10 protein-coding genes and 1 tRNA gene are annotated in these 25,101 nt (G+C 61.7%); 9 read left to right on the top strand and 2 right to left on the bottom strand.

Going from position 1 to position 25,101, the window contains the following annotated elements; translation table 11 throughout:
- Nucleotides 1-488: 488 nt before the first annotated feature.
- The 6 genes from QD172_RS08290 to QD172_RS08265 all read left to right on the top strand — a co-directional run bounded on the left by QD172_RS08290 (nt 489) and on the right by QD172_RS08265 (nt 4,766).
- On the top strand, nt 489-1,457 hold the full coding sequence (locus QD172_RS08290; RefSeq protein WP_077375503.1) for an ABC transporter ATP-binding protein: 969 nt from the start codon (nt 489-491) through the stop codon (nt 1,455-1,457).
- Nucleotides 1,454-2,227: an ABC transporter permease gene (locus QD172_RS08285; RefSeq protein WP_077375500.1), complete on the top strand. Its 774-nt coding sequence runs from the start codon at nt 1,454-1,456 to the stop codon at nt 2,225-2,227. The genes QD172_RS08290 and QD172_RS08285 overlap by 4 nt, the downstream gene beginning before the upstream one ends.
- A 123-nt stretch (nt 2,228-2,350) precedes the next feature.
- Nucleotides 2,351-3,229: an NADPH-dependent 7-cyano-7-deazaguanine reductase QueF gene (gene queF / locus QD172_RS08280; protein WP_176503208.1), complete on the top strand. Its 879-nt coding sequence runs from the start codon at nt 2,351-2,353 to the stop codon at nt 3,227-3,229.
- Between the two features lie 128 nt (nt 3,230-3,357).
- Nucleotides 3,358-3,918, top strand: coding sequence for an NAD(P)H nitroreductase (locus tag QD172_RS08275; protein ID WP_077375494.1), 561 nt, complete (start codon nt 3,358-3,360; stop codon nt 3,916-3,918).
- An 8-nt stretch (nt 3,919-3,926) separates the two neighbouring features.
- Nucleotides 3,927-4,502 carry a YiiD C-terminal domain-containing protein gene (locus QD172_RS08270; protein WP_176493531.1) on the top strand — a complete coding sequence of 192 codons (576 nt, stop codon included), beginning with the start codon at nt 3,927-3,929 and terminating at the stop codon, nt 4,500-4,502.
- Between the two features lie 176 nt (nt 4,503-4,678).
- Nucleotides 4,679-4,766 (top strand) — tRNA-Ser (locus QD172_RS08265).
- 125 nt (nt 4,767-4,891) lie between these two features.
- On the opposite strand, the gene QD172_RS08260 is transcribed toward QD172_RS08265, so the two are convergent.
- Nucleotides 4,892-6,220 (bottom strand): HlyD family type I secretion periplasmic adaptor subunit, encoded by a 1,329-nt coding sequence (locus QD172_RS08260; RefSeq protein ID WP_077375488.1) that lies wholly within the window; start codon nt 6,218-6,220, stop codon nt 4,892-4,894.
- On the bottom strand, nt 6,217-7,998 hold the full coding sequence (locus QD172_RS08255; protein ID WP_191237609.1) for a type I secretion system permease/ATPase: 1,782 nt from the start codon (nt 7,996-7,998) through the stop codon (nt 6,217-6,219). Before QD172_RS08255 ends, QD172_RS08260 begins: the two co-directional genes overlap by 4 nt.
- A gap of 860 nt (nt 7,999-8,858) precedes the next feature.
- On the opposite strand from QD172_RS08255, the gene QD172_RS08250 reads away from it, so the two are divergent.
- The 3 genes from QD172_RS08250 to QD172_RS08240 all read left to right on the top strand — a co-directional run bounded on the left by QD172_RS08250 (nt 8,859) and on the right by QD172_RS08240 (nt 24,966).
- Entirely contained in the window at nt 8,859-22,499 is a 13,641-nt protein-coding gene (locus tag QD172_RS08250) for a carbohydrate-binding protein (RefSeq protein ID WP_279855435.1), read from the top strand.
- A 500-nt stretch (nt 22,500-22,999) separates the two neighbouring features.
- Entirely contained in the window at nt 23,000-23,281 is a 282-nt protein-coding gene (locus QD172_RS08245) for a peptidylprolyl isomerase (protein WP_077375482.1), read from the top strand.
- A gap of 95 nt (nt 23,282-23,376) precedes the next feature.
- On the top strand, nt 23,377-24,966 hold the full coding sequence (locus tag QD172_RS08240) for an ABC-F family ATPase (RefSeq protein ID WP_077375479.1): 1,590 nt from the start codon (nt 23,377-23,379) through the stop codon (nt 24,964-24,966).
- Nucleotides 24,967-25,101 lie beyond the last annotated feature (135 nt).

Raw genomic sequence — 25,101 nt, 5'->3', positions numbered from 1 at the left:
GCACAACCTTGCCAAGGTTGGGGTCGCGAGTTCGAATCTCGTTTCCCGCTCCAGTCGAAAAGTGGAAAGTCATTGGGTCGCGATCTGGAACGCCAGTCCTATCGAATCTCGTTTCCCGCTCCAGTCGAACACGATGTGATTGATGAAATAGCAGTGCGCCATCGCCTGACAGACACGATCATCGTGCCACGTCACCGGCGATTTTTTTTGTGCCTGAAACTCCTCCTCAGCTCGTTCTGCACCGGTCCTTGGTGTTGTCCTCCCAGTTGATTTTTCCCTCCTGCTTGTTTCCCGTATCGCACTAATGCCTTTCCTGCAGCGTGCCTGATGTGGCAGCGCTGAATGCGTTACCATGCGCATCCAATGTCTTGTGTCTGATTTTCATGTTCGAGTGCTGCTCAGCGGTGTCGCTACTGTTGCGCAATTGTTCTCAGATGCGTCTTTTCTGCTGTGCTGGCTGACAGCGTCAATTTGATTACAGGTGTCCGATGTCACGACTCGCCTTGTCCATTCGTGGCCTGACCAAGGTCTACGGTAACGGTTTCGAGGCGCTCAAGGGGATTGATCTCGATGTCCCTGAGGGCGATTTCTTTGCACTGCTGGGGCCCAACGGGGCCGGCAAGTCCACGACCCTGGGGGTGGTGAGTTCGCTGGTGCAGAAAACCGCCGGCAAGGTCGAGATCTCGGGCATCGATATCGACAAGGATTTCTCGAAGGCCAAATACCATCTCGGTGTGGTCCCTCAGGAGTTCAACTTCAATCAGTTCGAGAAGGTGCAGGATATCGTGATGACCCAGGCAGGGTATTACGGTATGCCCATGAAGGAAGCGCGCCCGCGTGCCGAGCGCCTGCTCAAGGATCTCGGGCTGTGGGACAAGCGCGATACCCCGTCACGCATGCTGTCCGGTGGCATGAAGCGCCGTCTGATGATTGCCCGCGCGTTGATTCACAAGCCGCGTCTGCTGATTCTCGATGAGCCGACTGCCGGGGTGGATATCGAGCTGCGTCGCTCGATGTGGGAGTTCATGCGCCGCATCAACCGTGAGGAGGGCACTACCATCATCCTCACCACGCATTATCTGGAAGAGGCCGAGAGTCTGTGCCGCAATATCGCCATCATCAATCACGGCGAGATCGTGCATAACACCAGCATGCGCGAGCTGCTCAAGGAGCTGGACGCCGAAACCTTCCTGCTCGATCTACGTGAGCCGCTTGCCAGCGCGCCGGTCATCGAGGGATTCGAGGTCTCTCTGAGCGATCCCCAGCAGCTGTCGCTGTCCGTACGCAAGGGCCAGTCGATCAACACCGCCTTCGCGGCGCTGGATCGCGCCGGGATCACCGTGGTGTCGATGCGCAATCGCGCCAATCGTCTCGAGGAGCTGTTCGTCGACCTGGTCGAGCGCTCCAATGCCGAAAGCGGTATCGCCTCCAATGTCGCCAAGGAGATCACGCAGTGAACCCCCGTCAGCTATGGGTGGCTCTGGTCACCATCGTCGTCAAGGAAGTCCGTCGTTTCACGCGTATCTGGCCGCAGACGCTGCTGCCGCCGTCCATCACCATGACGCTGTACTTCGTCATCTTCGGCAATCTCATCGGCTCGCGCATCGGTACCATGGATGGCATCAGCTACATGGATTACATCGTGCCGGGGCTGATCATGATGTCGGTGATCACCAACTCCTATTCCAACGTGGCCTCGTCGTTCTTCTCCAACAAGTTCCAGCGCAGCATCGAGGAGTTGATGGTTTCGCCGCTGCCGTCCTGGATCATCCTGCTCGGCTATATCATCGGTGGCGCCGTGCGCGGGCTCGGTGTCGGCATCATCGTCACCGCCGTGGCCTTCCTGTTCACGGATCTCGATATCCATCACCCGATCCTGACCATCGTGGTCGTGGTGTTGACGGCGCTGCTGTTCTCCATCGGTGGCTTCATCAATGCGCTGTTCGCACGCAAGTTCGACGATATCTCGATCATTCCGACCTTCGTGCTGACCCCACTGACCTATCTCGGTGGCGTCTTCTATTCCATCCACATGCTGCCGGACTTCTGGCAGACGGTATCGCTGGCCAACCCGATTCTCTACATGGTCAACACCTTCCGCTACGGCATTCTGGGGGTCTCGGACATCAGTGTCGGCCCGGCGATGGCGGCCATCGTGGCCTTCATCATCGGCCTGTTCGCCTTCGCGCTGTGGCTGCTGGAGCGTGGCAAGGGCATCCGCAGCTGAAGATGTCGCCCAGAGGATGATGGTAAGATGCGCGCTATCGCGCCAGTGCACGAAACGCCGGCGTTCTGCTGTCTGCGCCCCTGATATCGATGCGTTATTGGCCTATTTCACAGGAGTGCTGTCATGGCTCACCCCACTGCCGTCAACGTGCCCGATGAGGCGCGCCCCGAGACTCTCAAGGATGCCCCGCTCGGGCGAGAGTCCGCTTACCCCGAGCACTACGATGCCAGCCTGCTGTTCCCCATCGCGCGGGCGGCCAATCGTGGTCCCATCGGTATCGATGATGCGGCGTTGCCGTTCGTCGGTGAGGATGAATGGCACGCCTTTGAGGTCTCCTGGCTGGATGAATCCGGCAAGCCGTGGGTGCGTGTGGCCCGTTTCCGCCTGCCGGCGGCTTCCCCGAATCTGATCGAGTCCAAGTCCTGGAAGCTCTATCTCAACAGCCTCAATCAGAGCCGCTTCGCCGATCAGGCGGCCGTGCAGGCGACGTTGGAGCGGGATCTTGCCGCCGCGGCGGGCGCGCCGGTCGAGGTGCGTCTGCTGGGACTGGATGATGACGAGCTGGACGTCGGGCGCCTGCCGGGAGAATGCCTCGATGACTTGCCGATCACCGTCGAGCACTACACGCCGTCGCCGGAGCTGCTCAGCGCCGATGACGCCGATATCGTCAGCGAAGACCTGCACAGCCATCTGCTCAAGTCCAACTGCCCGGTCACCGGTCAGCCGGATTGGGGCAGCGTCTGGATCCGCTATCGCGGTCCGCGTATCGATCGCGAGCGCCTGCTGGCCTACCTGATCAGCTATCGCCAGCACCAGGATTTCCATGAGCACTGCGTCGAGCATCTGTTCGTCGACCTGATGGCGCGCGTGAAGCCTGAGTCCCTGCTGGTGATGGCGCGCTATGTGCGGCGTGGCGGCCTGGATATCAGCCCGTGGCGTGCCACGCCAGATCTCGAGGCCGAGGCCCGTGCCAGCCTGCCGCTGCGTCTCTCGCGTCAGTAGTCCTCTCTATGGTCATGTCGTCTGATCGGCTTGCCAATCAGGCAGATAGCATCGAGTGATGAGACGGCGTGCTGGCGAGATGCTAGTGTGAGAATCATTCTTATCTTAAGTCTGTGACAGGAGAGACGATGGACGCGCTGACGTTACTGCATGAACGCAATTCCATGGGCAAGCTGATGGCGCCAGCCCCGAGCGATGCGCAGATGGAGGCCATCTACCAGGCCGCCCTGCGTGCGCCGGACCACGCCGAGCTGACGCCCTGGCGCTTCATCGAATTCACGGGCAGCGGGCTGGAGCGTCTCGGCGAGCTGTTTGCCGAGGCGGAGCGCAACACGTCGCCGGCAGGTGACGAGGCGGCCCAGGCCGCGGCCAGCAAGAAGCCGCTACGGGCGCCGATGGTCGTCGCGGTGATCGCCAAGGTCACGCCGGACCACCCCAAGGTGCCGCGTGTCGAGCAGGTGGTGAGTGCCGGTTGTGCCGCTCACGCCATGTTGTTTGCCGCTCAGGCACAGGGACTCGGTGGCATGTGGCGCACGGGCGGCTACGCGTTCGACCCAACCGTGCACGCCGGACTGGGCATGAGTGAGCAGGATGAGCTGGTCGGCTTCCTCTACCTCGGCACCCCGGGCGGACGTCTCAAGCCCTTGCCGAGCCGCGAGAGTGCCGACTTCGTCGAACGCTGGCAGTGAGGCGCTGAATGAACGAGCAGTTGCGCTCGAGTGGTGAAGCCTGGCCACCGCTGCCTTTGCCGCGTGATGGGCAGGGGCGGTCGGGCACTCTCGCGGCGCCGGTCGGTGAAGATCTGTCACGGTTCCGTGATTGGCTGAGTCAGGCGATTCCGCTGGCTGCCCACATGGGGCTTGTCGAGATGCAGTGGTCAGAGCCCGAGCGCTCGACGGGTCAGCTGAGCTGGCGCCTGCATCTGCCGCCCAATCTCAACGACAAGGGCACGGCCTTCGGCGGGGCCATGAGTCTCGAGGCGACCCTGTGTGGCTGGAGCTGGGTGACGCTCTGGCTGCGTGCTCGCGGTATCCAGCGCGATCTCGTGGTGTCGCGAGCCAGTCAGCAGTTTCTGGCCCCGGTCAGTGGCGATTACCACATCTGCTGTGCGCCGGATGACATGGCCGCGCTGATCGACGTCGGCGAGCGTCTGGCGGCAGGGCGGCGAGCGCGATTGTCGCTGACTCAGCAGTTGTGGTGTCAGGTCGATGGGCAGTCTTCCCCGAGACTGTGTTTCGAGGCCCAGGGCGATTACGTGGTGCTCGGGCCGTGATGCCGAGCACGGTCTCGGCCCGACCTCGGTCCGAGTGCGGTGGGTGAGGGCGCTGACGCTATCTATCTGAAAGATTTTGGAAAAAAGGCTTGCGTCCCTCAAGGGTTATCGATAATATACGCCGCGTTCTCAAGGGAAACACGACGCAGTCGGGTGACCAATGAGAGCACTGATCTGGAGGGGTGTCCGAGTGGTCGAAGGAGCACGCCTGGAAAGTGTGTAAGTCGAAAGGCTTCGAGGGTTCGAATCCCTCCTCCTCCACCAGATTCAGAAAAGCCCGCATCTCACGATGCGGGCTTTTCGCGTTTCTGAGGAGGGGCTGGTCGAATTGCCTGCCCCTCTCGTGATTCCCTGCGTCAACTGGCGCCTCAGTCGCCTGTCATTCCCCCTCATTCCTCCCTCATTGCTCGCGCCAGCATATCCACGACAGGCTTGCCGACATAACTGGCGAAGCTGCGCTCACCAGTACGGATCATCACTTCGGCAGGCATGCCGGAAAGCAATCGCATGCTCTCGGTCATGTTGCTCTGGCCGGTCCGGGTGACGCGAATCCGCGCCTTGTAATACCGGGCACGCGTCGCTTCATCCTCGAAGCTGTTGGCGCTCACGTGCGTGACCTCGCCATCGATGATGTTGGACAGGCGCTGATTGAATGCGCTGAAGCGAATCTCTGCGGGCTGGCCGAGGTAGAGGTGGTCAATATCATGGTCCGGGACCCTGGCCTCGACGATGAAGCCGTCGCCGGCGGGCACGATATCGAGCAGGGGGTCGCCACTGCGAATCACCGCGCCCAGCGTATGGACCTTCAGGCCGACCACGGTGCCGGCCACCGGTGCGATGACCTTGGTACGCCTGAGGTTGTCATTGAGCGCGACCAGTCGTTCTTCCGCATCGGTGACCTCTGCCTGAACCTGACGCAGAGACTCGCCGATCTGTTGCTGGAATTCCTGCAGGCGAATCTGTTTCTGCAGCTCGTTTTCGCTGATCTGGGAACGCAGCCGTGCGACCTCGGCAAATTGGCCGGCATTGTCGCTCTGGTATTCGAGACTCTCACGCTCCATCTCACGCAATCGCTGGTTATTGATCAGACCATTTCGGAACAGCTTGCGATGGTTGGCAACGTCACCATTGAGAGAGTTGATGCGTCGTCTTGTGATGGCCTGGGTATTCTCGAGACCTGCAATCTGCTCGTTCATCTGCACGACCTGCTCATCCAGGGCTGCCATGGCACCGTTCAGCGATTGACGACGTACGTCAAAGAGCCGCTGCTGTACTTCAAGGACCTCCCGCACACGAGGATTGGTCGACTGCCTCAAGGCTTCCGGGAAGGTCAGGGTCTCGGCGTTGCTGTACTCGGCAAGCAGGCGTATCTCACTGGCTCTGGCAATCAGGTATTCAGCCTCGACGATCTTCTGCTGAGAGCGTGCCTGGGTGTCATCGAAGACGATGAGCACGTCGCCGGCCTCGACATGATCGCCATCCTCCACGCGAATCGACTCCACGATGCCTCCCTCGAGGTGCTGGATGGTCTTCGTGAAGCTCTCTACCGATACCGATCCCGGTGCCACCACGGAAATTGCCAGGTTCGCCATGACTGACCAGCTGCCGAATCCGCCGACCGCGATGAGCAGTACGGCCAGGCCCAGGCGTCGATAATTGTGGTCGCGTAGCGGAAGCTCACTGTCAAAGCCGCCATTCATGGAGTGGGAGGTGGTCATCTCGGGCTCTCCTCACCGCCTTCATGGCGGCCTCTGGCACTGGGTTTCAGCTCGGTGACACGCTGTGCGTTCATGGACGGAGTCGAGTGCCCTCTCCCTGCCACGGCCCGTGCAACGGGTCGTCCTCGCGTCGGCGGGGACAGTGAAGCCACCTGGCCATCCTTGAGGACGAGGATGCGGTCGACCTGCTGCAGAAGACGTTGACGATGGGTGATGATGATGGCCGTGGTGCCTGCCTGGCGCAGTTGCATCAGACACTTGGCCAACGCCTGCTCGCCACTTTCATCCAGGTTGGCGTCCGGTTCGTCGAGCACTACCAGCACCGGTTTTCCATAGAGTGCCCGCGCCAGGCCGATACGCTGTCGCTGGCCCGCGGAGAGGGCGGCTCCCCCGTGGGACAGCCAGGTGTCATAGCCTTGCGGCAGGCGAAGGATCATGTCGTGGACACCGGCGCTCTGGGCGGCTTGCACCACGAGTGACGCATCGACCTCCTGAAAGCGCGCGATATTCTCGGCGATGGAGCCATCGAACAGCTCGATATCCTGCGGCAGATAGCCAAGATGAGGCCCGAGCGCGGTCCGCTTCCACTGACTGACGTCCACGCCATCGAGGCGTACGCATCCCAGCTGCACTGGCCATAGGCCGAGTATCACTCGTGCCAGGGTGGATTTGCCGGCGGCGCTGGGGCCTACCACGGCGATGTGCTCACCCTTGGCAAGTGTCAGAGTGATGTCCTTGAGGGTCGGTAGACGCTCGCCTGGCGGCGCGGCGTTGACTGCCTCCAGTGTCAGTCGGCCCTTGGGGGCTGGCAGAGGCATCGAGGGCGCCTCGGCCGGCACGGCCTCGAGCAGCTCCTCGAGGCGGGCTCGTGAGGTGCGTGCACCGCTGAAGCCTTTCCAGCCGGTGATCATCTGATCGATCGGCGCCAGCGCCCGCCCCATCAGGATCGAGCCGGCAATCATCATGCCGGGCGTCAGGTCGCCGGTCAGCACCAGATAGGCGCCAAGACCGAGGATCAATGACTGGAACATCAAGCGCAGTACCTTGGAGGTGTTGGTCAAGAGACCTGCGCGGTCGCTTGCCTTGGACTGCAGCACCAGATACTCACGGTGGCGCGCCTCCCATCGATTCTGGATGCCCGGCAGCATGCCCATGGCGTGGAGCACTTCGGCGTTGCGCAGATTGCTGTTGGCAAGATCCTGGGACAGGACATGTTGGCCGTTGGCATCGCTCAGCAGCTTTCTGGTGGTCTTCTCGTTGATCAGCGCAATGACGGTCAGAACAAGGCCCGCGCCCAGGGCGAACAGACCAAACCATGGGTGAAACAGTGCCAGCACGCCGATGTATATCGGCACCCAGGGCGCGTCAAAGAAGGCGAACAGGCCGTTGCCGGAAAGGAATTGGCGAAGGGTGGTGAGGTCGTTCAGCGGCTGTGCGGAGGGCTTGCCCGGTGTCATCAGGGAGTGCTTGAACATGGCACTGTAAAGTCTCGGGCTGATCAGCACATCCAGTCGATTCCCGACTCGGACCAGGATTCTCGAGCGAATCAGTTCAAGGGCCCCCATCACCATGAAGAGGAACACGACCACCAGAGTCAGCATCAGCAGCGTTTCCTGGCTACGTGTCGTGATGACTCGATCATAGACCTGCAGCATGTAGAGCGGCGGCACCAGCATCAGCAGATTGATGAACAAGCTGAAGAGGCCGACATAGACAAAGCTGTGCCGACAGTGGTCCAGGATCTTTTGCAGGTCATTACCTTCCCGGGAGATGGCCATGGTGTCGTTCCCTAGCGTCGTTGTTGTTCTTTTTATCCACGTCACCGTCGTTGACGGCTGCCTGAGCTCGGATATTTCACGTTGTCTTGAGGAGACGCCATGGTTCTGTGGTCAATATTGATCATCTATTTATTAGGCTATTCTTTTTTTATTCCTCTGGCTGCCTGTTGAAATATTGCTGCTGAATGATCGGCGAGCAAGTGAATATTTCAATGATCAATAAAAAACTTTCCGGGTTTTATTTTGTTGGTTTTTGCTGTTTATTTTGCTCATGTCTGATGGTGAAGATCCATATGGTTTACGTTTTTCAAAAAGTATGACGGTTCTGGCTTTCGATAAGATTATCTTCTCTGGTATTCAGCATTGTTTTTCTCCTCACGCAAGTCGTATCGAGGGTTTATAGAGGTGGTGTTTTATTATTTCAAAGCATTCACTGTATTGTTTTCATTGAGTTTATTTTGATGTGGGAATCTGATGCATATTGCCATTTCGAGGGTGAGTGGAAATACCTCTTGTCTTGCGATAGGCCGCGTCTAGACTCGTTTTTGACGGGTTTACGAGCCTTTGCCGGTCATGTTCTAACTCTTTGGGAAAGCGTTGGAGAGTGGAACGTCATCGGGGATTCATTGCCGGTGAGGGACGTCGTGTCGTGAGGTCTCAAGATGGCGTAGAAATCGCCACTAAAAATTATTCGAGGGGTAGGGAAAATGTATTCCATGTCATTCGTATCGAGTCGTCTTGAGTCCATGGCATCACGTATCAGGAGTGGTGATCGTCTTGAGGGAAAGACGTTCCAGGATCACGAGATAATGGTCACGCCATTTCCCTCAGCGTGGGGGGATTCCATCAAGTCAATACGAATGACATTCGAGGATGCGCAGGATCGACTGTCGGTATTTGAGCGATTTGAGCGTCCCTTTGTCTTTGATCATCTGCCGACCCCTCTATCAGGCAAGCTCAAGATGATGATCGAAGCGTTGGACGAAAGAGGCGAGGTACTGCCCGGGTCTGGTGAGCAGTTCGGCTTCGAGGTCGAGTCACCGGATGTCGTCGCCGAGGAGGTGAGTGACCAGGAGGTGAGTGACCAGGAGGTGAGTGACCAGGAGGACACGCCGCAAGCCACCCAGGCGCTACTGACCAGTAGTGATGAACCTGCCGCGGGCACAGGACCTGCCTTGCTGGCCGAACCTGCCCCTCTGGCCACGGCGGCGCTCATCGCACCGGAAAGCTTCACTACCCTTCGTATCGAGGCTGAAGACCTCAGCGATGACGACGGAGATGGCAATGCATCCTCCATCGGTGGAGCCGGTATCGAGGTGGTGACCGGGGGGGATAATCCGTCCAATACCGCCAATGCATCAGGCACTGCCTACGTGGACTTCGGCGGCGCGACCGGCGAGACGCTGACCTTCAGCTTCAGCGTTGCCGAGGCCGGCGAGTATGAACTCGCGCTGGGGTATGCGCTTAGCCAGAATGGCGACGGGTCTGATCGCAACCGCCCTCTGCGCCTGGACGTCAACGGTGAGCTTCAGGATCGAATGTTTGACCTGCCGAGCACGACCCTGACCGGCGACGCCACTGATTTCAGTGAGTTCGGCGAGCGTACCATTCGCGTTCAGCTGCAGGCGGGCGAGAACACGGTGTCCTTCACCTCCAATGGGGCCAGTGGCCCCAACGTCGACTATCTGGAAGTGCGTGCGCCGGACCCGGACGTCTACGTCATCCAGGGCGAGGATCTCGATATCGGCCCGACGTCTGATGTCGCAGATGATGGCACCAATCGCGTGGTGACGGTCGACAACATCGCCAGCTTCACCGATGGCGGGGAAACCTTCCGCGTCGGGGCCGAAGGGGCCAGCTATCTCGATTGGGCGTCGGGCAATGCCGAAGCCTACGGAGAATTCACCCTTGAAGTGGCTACCGCCGGCACGTACAGCGTCACCGTGACCTACGCGTCCAGCTCCCCGCGCCCCATTGGTCTCTTTCTGGTCGATGACGACACGCCAAGTCAGGTCGGCACCTTCCAGTTCGCAGCGGTAGAGGCGCCGGGCTACTACCCCGATGATGTCGATGATGTGCCCGCGGACAACCAGCCAGGCAATGGCGGGTCTTCCGCGTGGGAGGGCTGGTCGACCGAGACGCTGGAGATCACCCTGGCCGCCGGCAGCAATACCCTGCGTCTGGGCGGCGCGACCAACGGGCCGAACATCGACAAGATCGAGGTGGCGCTTCTGGAGGCCGATGCGGTGGAGCCTGTCGATCCGGTGATTGCGCCAGTCGTGATGCAAGCCGAGGATGCCGTGCTGGGCGCCGATAACGGGGCCGCCACCGTGGTGCGTGACGCCGCGAATCCCGAGGCCGGTGGCTTTGTCGGACTGCGCCCGGACTTTTCCGGCACCGGTTACGTGGATTTCGGCAGTGCGCCGGGTGACAGCCTCACCTTCACCGTCAATGTGGCCGAGGCGGGCGACTACGACCTCAACTTCCGCTATGCCAGCAATGGCGCGCGTCCGTTGGCTCTCTCGATCAATGACGGCGAGTCCTCCGAGCTCGCCTTTGTCGGGACTGACCCCAACGCTGGCAACGTCGACCCTGAGGGCTTCGATGTCTGGAGCTACCACACCCTGACGACGAGTCTGGAGGTCGGTGACAACACCGTCACGCTGACGATCCCTGATGGGCGCAGCAATGGGCCTAATATCGATCGCCTGGAGGTCACCACGGCGGGCACGGGCCCGGTAGGGGATGTCGTGGCGGATGCCGATGCCTCTGTGCTGACCTTTACCGCCGTAGACCCCCTCCTCAATGGCGCGACCGTCGGTGAAGCGGGCTTCAGCGTCAGTGGACTGGATGCCGACATCACCTTCGTCGGCGTGACCTTCGATGAGGGAATCACGGTCCAGGAGGTGGTGCCGAACCCGGATGGCAGCTTCACGCTGGACCTGTCGGGATTCGCTGATGGCGATCTGTCGGTCACGCTGATCGCCATGGATGCCTTCGGCAACCGTGCCGAACAGAGCCTGGCGCTGACGCTGGATACCACCGCCGATGAGGGGGGCGACCTGGCACTCGAAGGCCCGCAAGATGCCATCGAGGCGGATGACAGCGCCAGCGTGGTATTCGGTGTCGCGGGGATCGATGACGGCTCGACTCTCGAGATCAGCTTCGACGGCGGCGTGACCCGTCAGTCCGTTGTCAGCGATGGCGACACCTTGACGGTCGATCTCTCCACACAGGCCCCGGGCGATGTGATCGTGACCCTGATCGTGACCGATGCCGCCGGTAATGAGGCGAGTGTCGCGGAGCCAGTCACGCTGGCCGTCGTCGGCAGCGTGACGCTGGATGTCACCTTCGATGACGCCACGATCAGCGCCTACAACGCGACCCAGGACAATCCCTCCGTTGGCACGGGGGCGGTGGTGGAAGACGACGGTAGCACTCTGACGTTGAACGACAATGTCTGGAAGCGGGCAGCCCTGCCGGAGGACTACACGATCACCAGTGGCAGCATCCTGACCCTGGATGTGGCCATATCCGATTCGCCGGTCCCCGAGATCGTTGCCATCGGCTTCGATGCCGATTCCAATCCGTTCAATGGCGGAAACAGTGTCTATCAGCTGGGCGGCAGCCAGACGCAGGGTGGCTTTGTCGATCTGCGTGGGCAGGGCATCGACAATGGCGATGGCACCTTGCGCTTCACCATCGATCTCTCGGCGCATGCGGGCATCACCCTCGATTCGCTGGTCTTCGTCAACGACGATGATGTGGGCGCCAAGGGCAGTGCGAGCTTCAGTGGCGTAAGCCTGTCAGAAGCCGGTGTCGATGACACCAACAGCGCACCGCGCGTGGTGGGGGGTGGCATCGCTGACCTGAGTCTCGACGAAGGCGCGAATCTCGAGGTTGACCTGCCCTTCGTCGATGACGATGGCGATGACCTCGCCTTCAGCTTCCGGGTCACCGATGGCGATGGCCTGCCGGTCACCGTGGACGGGCTGAGTGTCAGCGACAATGTGCTGTCCGGGAGCCTCGCTGGTCTGGTGCCGGGCGATTACACCATCACGGTGACCGCCGATGATGGCACCGCCAGTACCGATACCGACTTCGCCTTGAGCATCGAGAACGTCAACGACGCCCCGGTGGCGGAGCCTGCCGCTCTCGAGCCCTACTTTGGAGAGGTGGGCGAGAGCTTCCTCCAGATTCCGCTGGCGGACTTCGCCTCGCTGTTCTCCGATGCCGATGGCGACAGCCTGACATTGACGGCCGAGGATCTGCCTGCCGGACTCGAGGTGATCGACGGTGTCATTCAAGGCACGCCAAGTGAAGGAGGCACCTTCGATGTTGTCGTGCGCGCCACCGACCCGAGTGGTCTGTCAGCGACCCAGTCGCTGAGCTTCATCATCGAAGGCACCCAGGTTGGCGATAGCATCACGATCGAGGCGGAAGATTTCACGGATCTCGACGCCGGTAACCTGATCGTCACCGGCAGTGCGTCGGCGTCCAACGAGCAGCTGATTCGTCTGACCAGCAATGCGCCGGCGACGATCGGCACTGATCTCTCGGCGGGCGGTGTGGAGCCGGGCTGGTACATCGCACGCCTCTATGTGTTCGATGAAACCGACGGTGAAGGCACCTTGACCCTGACCATCGGTGACACCGTGCTTGAAGCGCGCAACACGACAACCGATAGCCTGAGCGCCGACGTGGTATTGAACGACGACTTCGGCACCTTCGTCGGCAGTGGCGCGCGCGGAAATGCTGGCCAGAGCGGCAACCGCAAGGAAATCGTCTTCGAGACGCCCGTCGAGGTCACCGCCGGCGATCTGGCAAGCCTCGAACTGCGTGGTGCCGGTGGCGAGCTGATGCGTATCGACTCGCTTGAATTCGAGCGTATCGATGAGCCGGTCAACACTGCCCCGACCCTGGCGGGACTCGGTGCCGCGATCAGTGTCGACGAGAACAGTGCAGGCGTGGCGAGTCTGGTGCTTGAGGATGCCGATGGCGACAGCCTGACGGTGACGCTGTCCGGTGCCGATGCCGCGCTCTTCACCTACGACGTGGCGAGTGGAGGAATCGCCTTCCTCAATCCACCGGACGCGGAACTGGCCGCCGACAGCGATGAAGATGGTATCTACGAGCTGACCGTGACGGTGACCGATGGCGAGGACAGCGTGTCACAGGACACCCTGATCACCGTGGCAGATCTCAATGAGAGCATCGCCATCGACCAGACCGCGTTTGCAGTGGATGAGAACCTGACCGAGATTGGCGCGATCCCGCTCGTCGATGAAGACGGGGGGACTCTCGGCCTCAACGCGCCGGTATTCGCCATCACTGGCGGGGCCGACTCTCCGCTGTTCACCATTGACGCCACCACCGGCGTGCTGAGCTTCACCAGTGCCCGCGATTTCGAGTTGGCGGTCGATGATGACGAAGATGGCGTCTATGACGTCGAGGTCAGCGTCAGTGACGGCGACCTCTCCACCACCGCGCAGCTCTCGGTCACCGTGAATGATGTCGATGAAGCGCCGTTCTCGCCCCTGCGTCTGCAGGCCGAAGACGGCACGGTGACGAGCTTCGATGACGGCGCCAACGCGACGGATACCGTAGTGCGCGATGCCGACAATCCCGAAGACAATGCGAATCTGGAGAACGGTCTGCGGCCGGGCTTCTCCGGTACCGGCTATCTGGACTTCGGCGACACGGCTGGCGATAACGTCGCCTGGCAGATCGAGGTGGCCCAGGCCGGTCAGTACGACATCAGTGTGCGTTACGCCACCAATACCGATCGTCCGCTGGATCTGGTGATCAATGGCGGCGATCCGTTGATGCTGGCCATGGCCAGCACGGACCCGGACGGCAGCGGCGGGGAAGAAGGCTTCGACCACTGGGTCTTCGAGACCTTCACCGTCAGCCTGGAGGCGGGCAGCAACGCCATCGTGCTGGCGATCCCTGCTGGCGCCACCACCGGTCCCAACATCGATCGCATCGAAGTGACCGACGCCGGCAGCGGCCCGATCCCGGAGGATGTGAGTGCCGATGAGGACGGCGATCTCGCCATCGTCGCGGCTGACGACACTCTCGATGCCAGTCAGCTGGCGGCGGCAGTCTTCAACGTCTCCGGCATCGATGATGACGTGACCAGCGTTGCCGTGTCCTTCGACGGCGGCGCGACCCGTGAGGCAGTGACGCCGGACGCCGATGGCAACATCACGCTGGATCTGAGCGGCCAGCTCGATGATCAGAGCGGCGATCTCGCCGTCTCGCTGTTCGTCACCGATGCCACCGGCAATGAGGCCAGCGCCAGCGAGGTGGTCAGCTTCGCGGAGGGCGACGGCACGCCTGCATTCAACTTCGCCATCGAGGGCGAGGCGCTGACCATCATCGATACCGACGGTGATACCCAGGTGCGCGATGCCGACAATCCGGAAACCAATGTCGCCTCCGGACCAGATGGGCTGTGGGATGACTTTACCGGCACCGGTTATCTGGACATGGGAGCCGACGCCGGTGACGCCGCCGAGTTCCAGGTGGCGGTCGGTGAGGCCGGTACCTACACCCTGGAGGTTCGCTATACCAATGCCGGTTCCAACGGCGCGAATCGCCCCATGGACATCCTGGTGGACGGGCTGAGTCAGGGGAATCTGGCCTTTGCCTCCACGGGGACCGACGCCGCCGGCTGGGAGAACTGGACCACCACGACGCTCGAGGTGGAGCTCGAGGCCGGCGACAACACCATTCGCCTTGCCAACCTGGGCAACGCCGGCCCCAACATCGACAGCCTGACGGTGAGCCGTGATGGCGTGGTGCCGGAGCGTCCGGTGGAGCCGGGCGAGCGCTTCTCGGTCAAGATCAACTTCCAGCCCGAAGGCACCGCGGTGCCGGATGGCTACATCGCCGACAACGGCAAGGCTTTCGGCACCCAATCGGTGACCGTGGACGGCCAGACCCATCAGTACGGCTGGATCACCGAGGCGTCGATCTACGACGGCGAGCCCGGCACCGAGCCGCTGGACATCAGCGCGCTGACCAGCGTGGCGGTCAATAACCGCACCGATGACATCGCCGGGCTCGACCCGCGCCAGGGCACCTACGCCCACTTCGACCAGCCGGGAAGCGCCTATGTGCGCGCCGGCTGGGAGATCGAGCTGGACGATGGCTACTACGAGGTCACCGTCTCCATCGGGGATACCTCCGGGCCCTACGACAGTCGCAACGTGCTCAATGCCGAGGGTGAGCTGTTCAATGATCCCTTCACCCCGTTCCGGCCCGATGATTTCCCGGCGGACGGCAATCCGTCAGATGATACCGATGGCTTCCGCTCGGATCTGGTCACCCGCATCGTGCAGGTCAGCGATGGGCGTCTGACACTGGATTCCCTGGGGCTCGACAACGAGAACACCGAGATCCAGTACCTCGAGATCCAGGCACTGCCGGACCTGACGCCGGAAGATGATCGCATCGCCGCCGAGGATTACGCCTTCTTCACTGACGCGCGCGCCATCGCTGGGGTCGGTGACAACGAGGTGGAAGTCGATCTGGATCCCGACGACGGCGGCCTGCCGAGCGGGGTCGACCCGACGTCCGACATCTTCGTCGGCATCTCGGTGGTGGACGGCCGCGGCGGGGCGCTGCTCGAGAGCCTGGCTGACGGTTCGATCCGGCTGATCGAGACGCTGACCGGAGAGGAGGTCAGCTTCAACGCCAACACCACCGGTGGCTTCGATTCCCTGACCATCTCGCCGAGCCAGACGCTCAAGGAGTTCACCAGCTATACGCTGATCATCGACGGCTTCCAGGATCGTGGCGCCAACGACGACCTGGACGCGCCGACCCGTGAGTTCCAGAAGTACACCAACACCTTCATCACCGGCGAAGCCCCGGAGATCGTCGCTCGCGATGTGGCCTTCAATGACGTGGTGGAACTCGACGGTGCCTCTGACAACGCCTTCGGTTTCACCTCGCTGGAGATCACCGCCGATGGCTCGACGATGTACATCGCGACCATTGGGGGGCAGATCCTGCGCTACGACATCGACCCCGTCGATGGCTCCCTCGGCAACCGCCAGGAGCTTTCGCTGCCGAGCGATTATTTCCATCAGGACGGGGCCGATGCCAGCAATGATCGCCGCGGGATCATCGGGCTGGTGATCGATCCCACCGATCCCGACGTGCTGTGGATCACCGACAACTATCCGATCCCGCTGTCTGGCCGTGACAACGGCGTGCCCGACTTCAGTGGCCGGATCACCAAGATCACCCTGGAGGGCGGTAGCGAGTTCTCGGGCACCGCCGAGCCCTACATCACTGGCCTGCCACGCTCCAATGGCGATCATGTGACCAACAGCCTGGAGTTCCGCGCGAATCCGGATTACGACGCCGAGACCAATCCCGACGTCCCGAGTCATCTGCTGTATCTGATCCAGGGCTCCAACTCTGCCATGGGCGAGCCGGACAGCGCCTGGGGCAATCGTCCGGAGCGTCTGTTGAATGCCGCGGTGATGGAGATCGACCCGACCCGTGATGCGCCTCCCGGTGGCTTCGATGTCACTACCGAGCCGCTTCCCGACAACGGCCAGAATACTCGCTTCGATGACCCGGATGGCCATCCCAAGGACGACCCGATCCCGATGGGCAATGGCGAGTTCCTGGTGTTCGATGAGCGTGGTGTCGCCACGGTGCAGGACGAGTCCGGCAACGTGCTCGAGTCCTACTACGACCCCTACGCCAGCGACGCGGTGCTGACGATCTTTGCCACCGGGGCGCGCAACGCCTACGACCTGGTGTGGCATTCCAATGGCTTCCTGTACGTGCCGACCAACGGTTCGGCGGCAGGCGGCAACGTGCCGGATGACCCGTCGACGCCGGAGGACGAGCGCTACACCAGTGTCGAGAAGCAGGATGACTATCTGTTCAAGATCGTCGAGGGAGGCTATTACGGGCATCCCAACCCGCTGCGCGACGAGTACATCCTGAACGGCGGCAATCCGACCAGTGCCACCGACCCCAATCAGGTCGACAAGTATCCGACAGGCACCAACCCCGAGGGCACCTACGATATCTCGGGTGTCTATTCGCTCGGCGAGAATCGCTCGCCCAACGGCGCAGTGGAATACACCAGTGATGTCTTCGGCGGCAATCTGCAGGGCAACGTGCTGTTCACCGAGTACTCCGGCGGCGATGACGTGCGCTCGATCACGCTGGATGCCAACGGCAACGTGATTGGCGATGACGTACTGCGGGATCCTGAGGGCAACGTCATCAGTTACGTCGACCCTCTGGACATCATCGAGAATCCGGTCACCGGCCAGCTTTATCTGCTGACCCTGAATCGCGGCAATGGCCAGAGCCAGATCATTCGCCTCGACCCGGCACCGGGCGGGGTGGTGGATCCGGTCGACCCCGTGGACCCTGTCGACCCGACGGATGAGCTGGTCTCGCTGCTGGTCATTCAGGCCGAGGACAGGACGCCTGACGACGGCACCGCCGTGACGCTCGCGACGGGGACGGACGCCGAGATCCAGATTCGCGACATCGACAACCCCGAGACCAACCAGCCGGACCTGCCCAATGGCCTGCGCCCCGGTGCCTTCGGGCTCGATGGCAATACCGACGACACCGACGGCACGCCAGGTGGCTATGCGGACTTCGGGTCTACCAATGCCGACTTCCTCACCTTCACGTTCGAGCTGGATGCCGAGCAGGCTGGCGACTCGGTGCTGCATCTGCGCTATGCCAACGGCGGCAATGCCGATCGCCCGCTGGAAGTGTTCGTCAACAATGTCAGTGTCGGGGTGTTTGACTTCAGTCCGCCCGACGGCCTGACGGGGGATGCAGCCTGGGCCGAGTGGTTGACCGAGGCCGTGGCAGCGACGCTGGTCAGTGGTCAGAACACGGTGCGCCTGCAGGCCACCGCCGACACCGGCCCCAATATCGACCAGCTGGAGATCCTGCAGGAAGCGCCGGATACCACGCCTGGCGTCGATGAGTACGAGGCCGAGGGGGCAGTGCTCGATGGCGCCGTGGTGGTACTGACAAGCGATGATGATCGCAACGCGTCCGGTGATGGGTACGTCGACTTCGCGGGAACGGGTGATCAGACCATTACCTGGACACTCGATGTCGCCGAGACGGGAAGCTATGACATCGCCTTCCGCTACGCGCTTGCCGCGACCAAGGATGACCGTCCCCTGGGGCTTGCGATCAATGGTGTCGACCTCGGGATGTTGAACTTCGAAGGCCAGAGCAACGCTGACGAGAGCGACTGGTTCTTCCAGAACACGCTGGTCGCTCTGCAGCAGGGCAGCAACACCATTACCCTGACCGCGCCGGGTGCCGTGGGGCCGAACATCGATCTGCTGCAGGTGCCGAATGCACCGTCCGACAGCTTCATCCCGGTCTATGCCGATGTCTCGAACGGGTCGCGCATCGAGCTCGAGAGCGGTGACAGCGCACGCACCCTCAACGAGCTGACCGCCGACTTCTACTTCAGCGTGGACAGCAGCGGACTCTATCGTCTGGATCTGGCCGCGAACGCGGGCGCCGATGATGGCCAGGGCCTGGCCCTGACGCTCAACGGGCAGTCGGTGAAACTGCTGGCCTATCCGGGAGTGGGTGACGCTGGTGAAGAGGGCACCTATGTCGAGCTCGAGGCCGGGGTGGAGTACAACCTGCGTGCGGTGTCCACCGCCGATGGTGCCGATGATCTCGACTATCTCGATGTGATGCCGGTGGTCGGCAGCGACGACGCCGATATCGTGGTAGAGAGCGGTGATGCCGCCTACTACTCCGATCGCCTGCACTTCAGTTATCTGGACAACAACAGCGGCTCGAATCCCGATCGTGACTTCAAGGAAAGTGCCACGGTCACCATTTCCAACACCGGCAGCGATGTGCTGGAAGTGCTCGATGCCGACATCGACGGCCCCTTCACGCTGGCGGACCCCGGGGTGTTTGATGGCCTGACGCTGGCCGCGGGGCAATCCCTCGAGGTCACGGTGCTGTTCGACCGGGACAGCTACACCGCGCCGTCCAACAATGCCGGTGATGGGGTCTTCGAGGGCCGTATCCGTCTCACCACCAACGATGCCGACTCTCCGATCGCCGAGATCCACATGGCTGGCTTCTGGCAGGCGCGTGACGAGGGTGGCTGGGAGCCCAACGTCAACGAGGTGTGGGAGGTGTTCGGCTTCGGTAACCGTATCGAAGGCTTGTCGACCCTCGGTGGCGGAGAGAATTCGGTACTCAACGACTTCGATCTGTATCGCCCGGTCAATGATGACGAGGTGCTATCGCGCTACTGGTCTCTGGCCGAGGGGGCTGGCGAGGCCAGGATCACCCAGCTGGCGGCCTATCATGGCGGTGGCGGGGCGACGCTGGGTATCCACAACCCCGGCGACAAGGGGCAGGACGTGATCTTCTCCAATCACGCGGGCGACAATAACCAGTCGATCCTGCCGGTATTGGGCAACGGCAACTTCGCCACCGCGACCTTCGGGCTCGATGATATCCCGGTCGGGTGGGCCGGAAGTGGCGTGTTCGGTATCGAAGTGGCCAATCTGTCCACGGACCCGTCACTCAACCCGACCGGAGGCGGCACCCCGCCGGCCGATGCCGAGGGTATCGAGCGCGGCTATACCGTGCGCATGTTCCGGGCTCTCGATGCCGAGGGCAACGTGATCCCCGACACCTACCTGGGGATCATGGATTACACCGGGATCAACTATGACTACAACGACAACATGTTCCTCATCGAGGGCGTGACACCGGTGTCTGGTGGTGAGCTGACGGTCATCAACAATGACGGCGTGCCTTCCAACGATCGCCTGGTGATGTCGCGCATCGAGAATCCGGCCAATGCCGCGCAGGAGGTGCATGACGAGGTGACCGTCACGCTGAGAAACGATGGCTTCGAGAGTCTCGACATCAGTCGTGTCGAGGTCAGTGATGCGACGCTGTTCGAGCTGACGGAGGCCTTCACTGCAGTGACGCTGGAGCCGGGTGAGTCAGTCGATGTGATCGTGCGCTTCATCGCCGATGACCCCAACGATGGCAGCCTCTACGAGTCCAGCCTGATCATCACCTCAAGTGATGCGGATGAGGGAGAGAAGGTCATCGAGCTTGCCGGCCTGGCCCAGAATCGCTCAGAAAGCGGCCAGGAACCGGGAGTGCAGGAGATCATCGATGCCTTCGGCTACTCGACCAATGTTGCCGAAGGGCAGATGAACCAGGGAGGGCTGGTGGAGGCCAACGGCGATGAGATCCTGTCTCCGTACTTCCAGCGCGCCGATGGAGGCTCGCCGATCAAGATCACTCAGCTGGCGGCTTACCATACCCAGGGCGACGTGGCACGACTGTTCATCCACGACGTCGACAGCCGTGATATCGACGAGGTGCTGGCCCACGACGAGGCCGATGGTCAGACGTTGCTGCCACGCACGCTCAATGAGGGAGATCTGCTGACCACCACCACCCTGGATCGCGATGCGCCCTTTGGTTTCTTCGCTGAGATATCGGGCCGCCAGGGCTATATTTCCTGGTCCGATCCCGACGCCAACCTCCATGAGGACACCGTCGATGCCATCGGCACTCCCGGCAACAATCTCAACTGGGACGAGAATGATGGTCATCTGATCCGTGTGTATGTGGCCAGGGACGCCGCCGGCAACGAAATCCCGGATACCTATATCGTGATCCAGGATTACGCGGGGGTGAACTACGACTACAACGACAACATCTTCCTGGTGGAGAACGTCACTACCTACGATCCCGCAGGGGCGGAAGATGCTGACGGCAATGGACGCGTGGATCTGTACGACGACGATGACAACGACGGTGTGCCGAACTTCCTCGACAATCCCGAGCCGGTGGGACAGAGCGCCTTCAATGCCGGCGAGACTGCCTGGGCGGTGGGAAGCGATGGCCTGACACTGGAGGCGCGCCTGTTCGACAACGGTGGCCAGGGCGTCGCCTACAACGACACCACGCAGGCCCACCAGGGCGATGGCTTCCGTTCCGACGAAGCGGTGGATATCTCCAATGGCAGCCTGGCCATCGGCTATGTGGCCGACGGTGAGTGGCTCGAGTACACCCTGAATGTCGAGACGGCGGGCACCTATGAGCTGAACTTCTCCGCCTCGGCGACTTCCGACGGCAAGTCGATCACCGCCGCCTTCGAGCAGGACGGCAGCTTCTATACCGAGGGCCAGGCGGTGGCGGTACCGGACACCGACGGTTTCACCAACTTCACCGATGTGGGTCCCTTGACCTTCACGCTGGAGGAAGGTGAGCAGGTGCTCAGGTTGACCTTCAACGGCGGACAGCTGGATCTGGCCTCTCTGAATCTGACGCTGGTGGCGCCGGTGGACGATGGCCAGCAGGCGTACACCGACGATGGTCAGCCCTGGCAGGTAGGCAGTGATTTCAGCCTTGAGGCGGTGAATTACGATGAAGGCGGACAGGATGTCGCCTACAACGATTCCAGCGAGGTGCAGGAGGGGACCGATGTTCGCGGTGAGGGCGTGGACATGGCCAGCGGCGGCAGCGCCATCGGCTGGATCGAGGATGGCGAATGGGTGGAGTACACCTTGAACGTCGAACAGGCCGGTACCTACGATATGGCCTTCCTGGCTTCCCTGGGAGTCACGGGGGGAGGGCAGCGCAGCATTACCGCAACCTTTGCCAAGGAGGCCGACGCCCCGTACGCCAGCGCCACACCGGTAGGGGTCTCACCGACCGGTAGCTGGACCAGTTTCGTGGGTACCGAGACCGCCCAGGTGACCCTGGAGGCTGGAGAGCAGGTGCTGCGGCTGACCTTCAATGGCGGTTCCATGGACCTGCAGGGATTCTCGCTCTCCCTTGATGGTCAGCAGGCCTTCAATGCGGGAGGCATCCCCTGGCAGGTGCAGGCGGATGAGGGACTCAGCCTCGATGCCGTCAACTTTGATGAAGGCGGGCAAGGGGAGGCCTACAACGAGCTCTCCAGCGCTCAGTTCGGCTCGAACTATCGCGATACACCGGTGGATATCGTCGGTGAGGGGGAAGCGATAGGCTGGGTAGAGGATGGTGAATGGCTTGAGTACACCATCGATGTCGAGCAGGCCGGCGCTCACACGCTGTCATTCGTCACCTCCGCTCCTGACAATGGGCGCAGCATCACGGCCTCGGTGGAGAAGAATGGCGAGTTCTATGACGAGGCCAGTGGCACGCTGCCCAATTCCGGCGCCTGGGGAGTCTATGTCGATGGCCCCTCGCTGACGCTGGACCTGGAGGAGGGGGTGCAGGTGTTGCGTATCACCTTCAATGGCGGTTCACAGGATCTGGCGTCCTTCCAGATCACGCGTGATCCGGATGTGGCTCCGGCTGGCTCACCGAATGCACTCGCGATGATGAGCATGCTCGAGGACGGCGACGCGATTCCGGTCTCCAATGATGAGCAGGGGCCGATGAGCGACGATGTCGGCCTTCAGGGCATACAGGATGATGTCCAGGCCGGCCTGCTCTAGAAAGACGGCGCAAGATGACGGGGAAGGCGTGAGCAAGTGGCCGGGAACATGGCATGTGCTGGAACCTTGCCTTTCCCGGCCCGCGTAGATGCCTGGCAGGACATGCGTGAGTCTCTGACGCGCATGCCCTGCCAGGCATCTGCGTGTCGCCAGTTCCCCCCCCTCCTTCTTTCGGTGTGACGCTCCGAGATCTCCCGGCAACACCTGATGGCGCGAGACGGGTCTCGATCTCCGCGCCTGCGTCTGGCGTTACCGGTTGCTCGCCTGTCAGAAGCGGCTGCGAACACGCACTGCAGCGTCTGTCTTCCTGAGCTGTTATCATGCCCGCCTTCAGATTCACCTTGTTGGCTGTTGTCTCCCTCATCTTTCGTCTGGCCTCCCGCCATGTCCCTCGTCATGCGCCTGTTGTCGCAGGTCGTCGCTGACAGGTCGGCACCTCGGAGGGACAGAACGCGAACCGGGAGAAGACAGGCACGCATTCGCTTGCAAGAGGACATGAGATGGCTCGTATTGCCATGGCACGCCACATTCTGGTGAAGACCGAGGCCGAGGCGCAGCGTCTCAAGCAGTCACTGGAGCGCGGCCAGCCGTTCGAGAAGCTGGCGAAGAAGCACTCCACCTGTCCTTCCGGCAAGCGGGGCGGTGACCTGGGCGAAGTGCGCCCCGGCCAGATGGTCGGCGGCATTGATCGCGCCATCTTCAAGGGCCCGCTCAATACCCTGCAGGGGCCGCTGAAGAGCAAGTTCGGCTATCACCTGCTGGAAGTCTTCTTCCGTGGCTGATGCCTGACGGACCGCGATTACAGACCCCGTATCATCCGGCGCCAGCGTGACGCTTCGTCACCGCCCACCTTTTCATTCCAAACGGATATTCCCTCGTGATCTCTACCGCCAATCTCACCATGCAGTTCGGTGCCAAGCCGCTGTTTGAAGACGTCTCCGCCAAATTCGGTCGTGGCAATCGCTATGGCCTGATCGGTGCCAACGGCTGCGGCAAGTCGACCATGATGAAGATTCTCGGCGGCGATCTTGAGCCGTCCGGTGGCCACGTCATGCTCGAGCCCAACACCCGTCTGGGCAAGCTGCGTCAGGACCAGTTCGCCTATGAGGAATACACGGTGCTCGACACCGTCATCATGGGTCACGAGCGCCTGGCGGTGGTCAAGGCCGAGCGTGACCGCATCTACTCGCTGCCGGAGATGAGCGAGGAAGATGGCATGAAGGTCGCCGACCTCGAGGTCGAGTTCGCCGAGCTGGACGGCTACACCGCCGAAGCGCGTGCCGGTGAGCTGTTGATGGGCCTCGACATCCCCATCGAGCAGCACCTCGGGCCGATGAGTGAAGTCGCGCCGGGCTGGAAACTGCGCGTGCTGCTGGCACAGGCGCTGTTCTCCGATCCTGACGTCCTGCTGCTCGATGAGCCGACCAACCACCTGGACATCAACACCATCCGCTGGTTGGAAGGCGTGCTGACCGCGCGCTCCAGCACCATGATCATCATCTCGCACGACCGTCACTTCCTGAACAGTGTCTGCACCCACATGGCGGACCTGGATTACGGTGAGCTGCGTCTGTTCCCGGGCAACTATGACGAGTACATGACCGCCGCCACCCAGGCGCGTGAACAGCTGCAGGCCGACAACGCCAAGAAGAAGGCGCAGATCGCCGAGCTGCAGTCCTTCGTCAGCCGCTTCTCCGCCAACGCCTCCAAGGCCAAGCAGGCGACCTCGCGTGCCAAGCAGATCGACAAGATCCAGCTCAACGAGATCAAGCCGTCCTCACGCGTCAGCCCGTTCATTCGCTTCGAGCAGACCAAAAAGGTCCACAACAACGCGGTGATGATCGACAAGCTTGCCAAGGGCTTCGATGGCAACACCCTGTTCGAGAACTTCAGCTTCACGGTCGCCGCCGGTGAGCGTGTTGCCATCATCGGCCCGAACGGTATCGGCAAGACCACGCTGCTGCGCACCCTGGTCGGCGAGATGCACCCGGATGCCGGTGAAGTGAAGTGGACCGACGCCGCGGAAGTCGGCTACTACGCGCAGGACCACGCGCATGACTTCGCCAACGACATGAGCCTCTACGACTGGATGTCGCAGTGGACCGGTGGGGGCGAGCAGGTCGTGCGTGGCACCCTGGGGCGCATGCTGTTCTCCAATGACGACATCCAGAAGTCGGTCAAGGTGCTTTCCGGTGGTGAGCAGGGCCGCATGTTGTTCGGCAAGTTGATCCTCAAGCAGCCCAACGTGCTGGTGATGGATGAGCCGACCAACCACCTGGACATGGAGTCCATCGAGGCACTCAACCTCGCGCTGGAAAACTATCCGGGCACGCTGATCTTCGTCAGCCACGACCGTGAATTCGTCGGCTCGTTGGCCACGCGCATCATCGAGCTGAATGCCGAGGGTGTGGTCGACTTCTCCGGCACCTACGATGACTACCTGCGCAGCCAGGGCGTCATCGTCTGAGCGAGCACGTCTGCTCCCTGGCGTGAAATCGCCGCTCTGATCGCCCCCGTTGCCCCTGGCAGCGGGGGCGATCTGCCATCTGGCGTCGACGATCCGCGCCATTCGATTGCGCGATGTGACTGCATGTGAGAATCA

This window comes from Cobetia sp. 10Alg 146 (assembly GCF_029846385.1).
In the GTDB taxonomy this organism is placed as follows: domain Bacteria; phylum Pseudomonadota; class Gammaproteobacteria; order Pseudomonadales; family Halomonadaceae; genus Cobetia; species Cobetia marina.
The sequence above is the reverse complement of the archived record's forward strand: the minus strand, read 5'-3'. Positions and strand labels throughout refer to the sequence as shown.

Bases quoted from the DNA above. Each gene is read 5' to 3' on its own strand.
- QD172_RS08260 (WP_077375488.1), bottom strand. From the start codon at position 6,220: ATGACCACCTCCCACTCCATGAATGGCGGCTTTGACAGTGAGCTTCCG.
- QD172_RS08245 (WP_077375482.1), top strand. From the start codon at position 23,000: ATGGCTCGTATTGCCATGGCACGCCACATTCTGGTGAAGACCGAGGCC.
- QD172_RS08270 (WP_176493531.1), top strand. From the start codon at position 3,927: ATGAACGAGCAGTTGCGCTCGAGTGGTGAAGCCTGGCCACCGCTGCCT.
- queF (WP_176503208.1), top strand. From the start codon at position 2,351: ATGGCTCACCCCACTGCCGTCAACGTGCCCGATGAGGCGCGCCCCGAG.
- QD172_RS08250 (WP_279855435.1), top strand. From the start codon at position 8,859: ATGACATTCGAGGATGCGCAGGATCGACTGTCGGTATTTGAGCGATTT.
- QD172_RS08290 (WP_077375503.1), top strand. From the start codon at position 489: ATGTCACGACTCGCCTTGTCCATTCGTGGCCTGACCAAGGTCTACGGT.
- QD172_RS08255 (WP_191237609.1), bottom strand. From the start codon at position 7,998: ATGGCCATCTCCCGGGAAGGTAATGACCTGCAAAAGATCCTGGACCAC.
- QD172_RS08275 (WP_077375494.1), top strand. From the start codon at position 3,358: ATGGACGCGCTGACGTTACTGCATGAACGCAATTCCATGGGCAAGCTG.